Consider the following 262-nt stretch of genomic DNA (forward strand, 5'->3'; position numbering starts at 1 on the left):
TATTCAGGTTGATTATTTGGACTTTGGCCAACATTAAAGCTTTTTGAAACATTGTCTTGACGTGTAAAAAAACCATGTTTTATTCCATGCGTGTGTAAAGCAGAAAGATTTTTTGCAAGAATGGGGTGAACAGAATTCATAAAAGTTCCATAGAGGGATGGTTGTTTTCAAAGTGGGAATAGTGTGAGATGTTTGTATTTGTCAATGTTTCTGATCATCAAATTTCAGGAGGCAAAGGTATATTTTGGTTACTCACATGCAA

1 pseudogene is annotated in these 262 nt (G+C 34.4%); it reads right to left on the minus strand.

From position 1 onward, the window contains the following. Nucleotides 1-140: pseudogene (locus tag ACFIO5_RS12745) on the minus strand (polyphenol oxidase); the annotation flags it as partial. Between the last annotated feature and the right edge of the window lie 122 nt (nt 141-262).

It is taken from the genome of Bartonella sp. AA86SXKL, assembly GCF_042196885.1.